The organism is Belliella filtrata (genome assembly GCF_022549775.1).
Lineage (GTDB): Bacteria > Bacteroidota > Bacteroidia > Cytophagales > Cyclobacteriaceae > Belliella > Belliella filtrata.
The window spans coordinates 1-4,446 of sequence record NZ_JAKZGP010000118.1 but is presented as its reverse complement, the minus strand read 5'-3'; the positions used below and the strand labels follow the sequence as shown (position 1 = coordinate 4,446).

The following is a 4,446-nucleotide window of genomic DNA, read 5'->3' as shown; positions in this document are numbered from 1 at the left end:
GAAATGATCTATTAATGGTTCTAAATTCAATAATTTGTATTTGAAAATTTTCTTGTTTAGATCTATAAAATTCAGCTAGTTAGGAATTTTTCCTGAACAATAAAATACCTAGAACTAGGTATTTTTTAAATACACTTAATTATTAATATTTGCGAAATATCTATTTGATCCAATTAATAGTTTGTCAAATCAATCGATAATAAATCATTGTTTTGCCTGGCTAATGTTTGTTGATGTTGGGTGATCCAGTAGCTACTGATTATACGGTTATTTTAAACATCAACAATTATGGAGCTGATTGACTCTTTTATTCTTAAAAAGTCCCAAATCACATGGATCTTGTTTTTTTTGGTCATGATTTGGGGCAGTATAGCCGAATGTAAAGCCCAAGGCAAAAGCGTAATACCAGTGTTTAACAAAGCTGTGTTTTCGCCAAACCTTTCGAGCTCACCAGTTAAAAACATCCAATCACTTCAAGAGGTAAAAGATCTTGAAAAACTCAAATCAGATTTTTACAGCATAAATGAAAAGTCAAAAGAGCTGAAAAAGCTGCTTTCTGACAGTACCTTTTATGCCCAACATAAGGATAGCATCAATGCGGTAGTTAAGTCACATTTAGAAGATCAACAACAATTAATACAAGAGCAAGCATCGAACCTAAGTGACGGAATCGAACAAAACATGGGGATTAATCAAGATGATTTAATTCCCTCAAATCTCAATGATATCCATACAGCTTATGATTACAAAGTCCTGTTTGAAAAGTTAGATGCTGCTGATCTTGATTTCCAACAGCAGATGAAGGAAATGCTGCCTGAATTATTTCAGATGGAGCAGCTAGAAGGGAAATTAAGTGATTTAATTGATGCTAATAATGGGGTTCAAACAATTCCACAAGATCAAATATCTTTAAAAACTCTTCAAGATAAAGGCCTAGCAAAAAAAATAGGCGAGAAAGTAAATTATGATGAGCTGTCAAAGCAAAAACAAAAATACTCCAAAGTTGAAGACTCAAGGGACTTATGGAAAGGTACAGAGAAAAAAAATAGTCTTAAAAGCTATAAATTTTCGCATAGGATTGAGTTTGGACTTGGAGGCAGTTTTGAGAGAGGTAAATTATCAAGGATTCAACCTTCTTTGCAATTAGGATATGCAATTAATAGAAACTTTTTAGTTGGTAGCGGATTTCACATCCATAATTTTCAGTCCAGTGAAACGTCCTTTTTTCAAAATTATAGCCTTTGGTTAAATCATAGATTGAATAAGGTATTCTTTGTTGAGGCGAGGTATTTGGGTTTAATGAATTCTAAAATAAAACCAGATAGGGACAATCAAGGAAATAAATATGAATTAGGGATTGGAACAAATGCTATGCTATTTAAAAATTTAAAAATGAGATCTATAGCATATTTTCAGACTCACGAATTTGAGTTAAATCAATTCACTTTAGGTGGGAGATTGATACTTATTTACAGGAAATTTTAACCATAAAACATATGAATAAAAATTTACATTTAAAGATCGTGTGCTTAATTCTGGTTTACGGTTTTAGTCTTTCAGAATCATTTGGACAAGGATTTTTGACACCATCTTCAGACGCAATGTCAATGATTAGATTGGTCAACACCGGAGTAAGCCATTATACTGGGACTGCTAATATTAGTGTTCCAATTGCTGAAATCAGTGGAAGAGAATTATCTTCATCTGTATCCTTGAGTTACAACTCTTCCGGGCATCGGGTTCAGGATATTGCATCATCAGAGGGGTTGGGTTGGAATTTAATTGCTGGAGGGATGATAACTAGAGTTGTTAGAGGAGTACCTGACGATCATAATGGTGGGTTTTGTACTCCGAATAAGTCTGATAAAGAACCTGATTTGTTTATTTTTTCATTTGGAGGCAGGTCAGGAAAGTTCGTACTAGATGCCAATGGTATCCCCGCAACCTTTCCTTTTCAAGATCTTATTATTAGACCTGCAATTTGTGGAACGAATACAGGGAAATGGGAAATTGTAGACGAGAATGGTGTCAAGTATATTTTTGGGTCTACACTTTCAAGTAGAGAAAATACAAATGCAAAACCAAATCTTGTTCCTTCTAGCATTAATTATGTATCTACTTGGTATTTGGATAAGGTAATATCTGCTAACGGCACTGATGAGATAAACATTTCTTACGTGAGTGGAAGCTATTCATATGTAAACTATTATTACACCCAGGGATATGATTACTGCAAGAGTCAAAACCTGCCATTGGTTAATGAAAGTGTTACTAACACAATTAGCTCAAAATACATTTCAGAAATTAGTACATCAGGTGGTAAAATCATTTTCACTTGGAATAATTCCAGAGATGATATCACGGGAGGTAAATCTTTAGCAAATGTACGGGTCACTAATATTCTGGGTCAACAGGTCTCAAAAATTAGTTTTAAATATGGCTACTTTCAGACGCCTGGATGTAGTACTCAATTGTGTAAAAGATTAAAACTAGAATCGATATTCGATCTTTCTAATCAGCCTTTATATTCATTTAATTATTATTATGATTATCAACTTCCTGCAAGGAACTCTCCACAAATTGATTATAATGGGTTGTTTAACAGTAGTTTTACTACTAACTGGATACCTGCATTGGTCAATGTTCCAGGTGGAGGTGCTACTCGTAATCCAAATGGCTTTGCAAGTCAGGCAAATGTCCTCTCAGAAATTATTGAAAGAAGCGGAGCGGTTACTAGGTACTACTACCAAGGTCACGTTGGGTTTCTAAGTGGTCAATCACAAGCTATATCTGGTAATAGAATTAGTCAAATTATAAGAATAGCTGAAACTTTTAGTCAAAGTACAGTCTACAATTATATAAAAGAAAATTCTACTGAGTCCAGTGGGTTAAGGTTTAGGTCACCAGTTTTTGGAGTTACTCTTTCGAGTAATGGAAATTCACGATATACCGAAAAGTTTTCTCATGCCTACAATGATATTGTTGATATTAATGGTACGCACATCGGTTACTCTAGGGTTGAGGAGGTAATATCTGGAAAAGGTAAAGTTATCTATACATTCACCAACTATGATGAGTATCCAGATTTAAATAATAGTTCTGAAAGTAATTATGGACCTCCTTTCAGCTCTGTAACTTCATATTTTTGGAAAAGAGGTAATCCTAAGTCAGTGTTAATGGTAGATTTAAATGGTAAAAAACTAAAAGAAGAAATATTTCAGTACAACTTTAATCTTTCTCCTAGGAAAACTGTAGTAGCTACAAAGACCTCAAATATTCAAAACAAAGGTACTTGTAGTGGACAGGCTAAAGAAGTATCGGTAAACTATAGCATGGTGTCTCAATCTTTCAGCTTAACAAAAAAAACTACCAATATTTTCGATAAAACAGATCCTTCAAATTCAAGAAAAATTACTCAAGTTGAAGATTATGTTTATGATCCAATTACTTACCAGCTAGTTCAGCAAATTTCATATAATTCTTTAAACAGCAATGAAAAAGTCTATACACAATACAAGTATGTGACAAATCAAGATTACTCTTCGAATATGCAATATTGCCAACAGCAGTATGATGATTGTATGGTAAACTGTAATTGGGATGCCTGGTGTGCTGATCAATGTTATAATCAATATTACAATTGTCAAAATAATACTGTTTCTGACCCTGTTGTCAATGCCATCTCGCTTCTAAGATCAAAACATGTTCACAATGCATTGGTAGAATCAATTACTTGGATCCAAAAAGTATCTAATGGACCAAGAATTCTGTTATCTGGGAATTATACACAGTATCAAATCTTGCCGGGAACATCCATCGTGGTACCAGCCTCAACATGGATATCAGAAAAGTTAACGGCAACCACTATTCCTACCACAACTTGTGACAATCAGGGACAATTCATAAGACCTAGTAATTACAAGCTATCTCAAGAATACCTTACCTATAACTCATCTAACGGGCTTTTGACGAAATCAAGAGGGAGGGATGGTGTTGAAGTACAAGTTTCTTATGTACACAATGGGACATTAATTGGGAGTAAAACAGTTAATCCTGGGACTACTTCCGCATTTTCTGATTCAACATCTTATATACCTTTAGTTGGAGTATCAATGAAAAAGGATCCGAACAATATCCTTACAAGGTATGAATATGATTATAACAATAGGTTGAGGATTGTAAGAGATCAAGACAATAACATCATTGAAAGGAACAGGTATCACTATAAAAACGAAACAGCAAATTTCGCTTTGAATTCTACAAGGAGCCAGGCTTTGATAAATCAGCAAATTACTTTTTCTATTGCTGATGTGGTGTTACCAACTGGAGGTACACATACGATTAGTTGGAATATGGGTAATGGAGTTGTTTATAACGACAATCGACAATCGGTTAATATTTCTTACCCAAATAGTGGTTTATATGTTGTAACAGCGACAATGACCT

At 34.1% G+C, this 4,446-nt stretch carries 2 protein-coding genes; both read left to right on the top strand.

Features of this window, described 5'->3' with window-relative positions; translation table 11 throughout:
- The first annotated feature begins 288 nt into the window (after positions 1 to 288).
- Complete coding sequence (locus tag MM239_RS20555; protein ID WP_241350208.1) at positions 289 to 1,485, top strand: hypothetical protein; 1,197 nt, start codon at positions 289 to 291, stop codon at positions 1,483 to 1,485.
- An 11-nt stretch (positions 1,486 to 1,496) separates the two neighbouring features.
- Positions 1,497 to 4,446 (top strand): hypothetical protein (locus tag MM239_RS20550; RefSeq protein WP_241350207.1); only part of this gene is annotated, 2,950 nt, incomplete at its 3' end.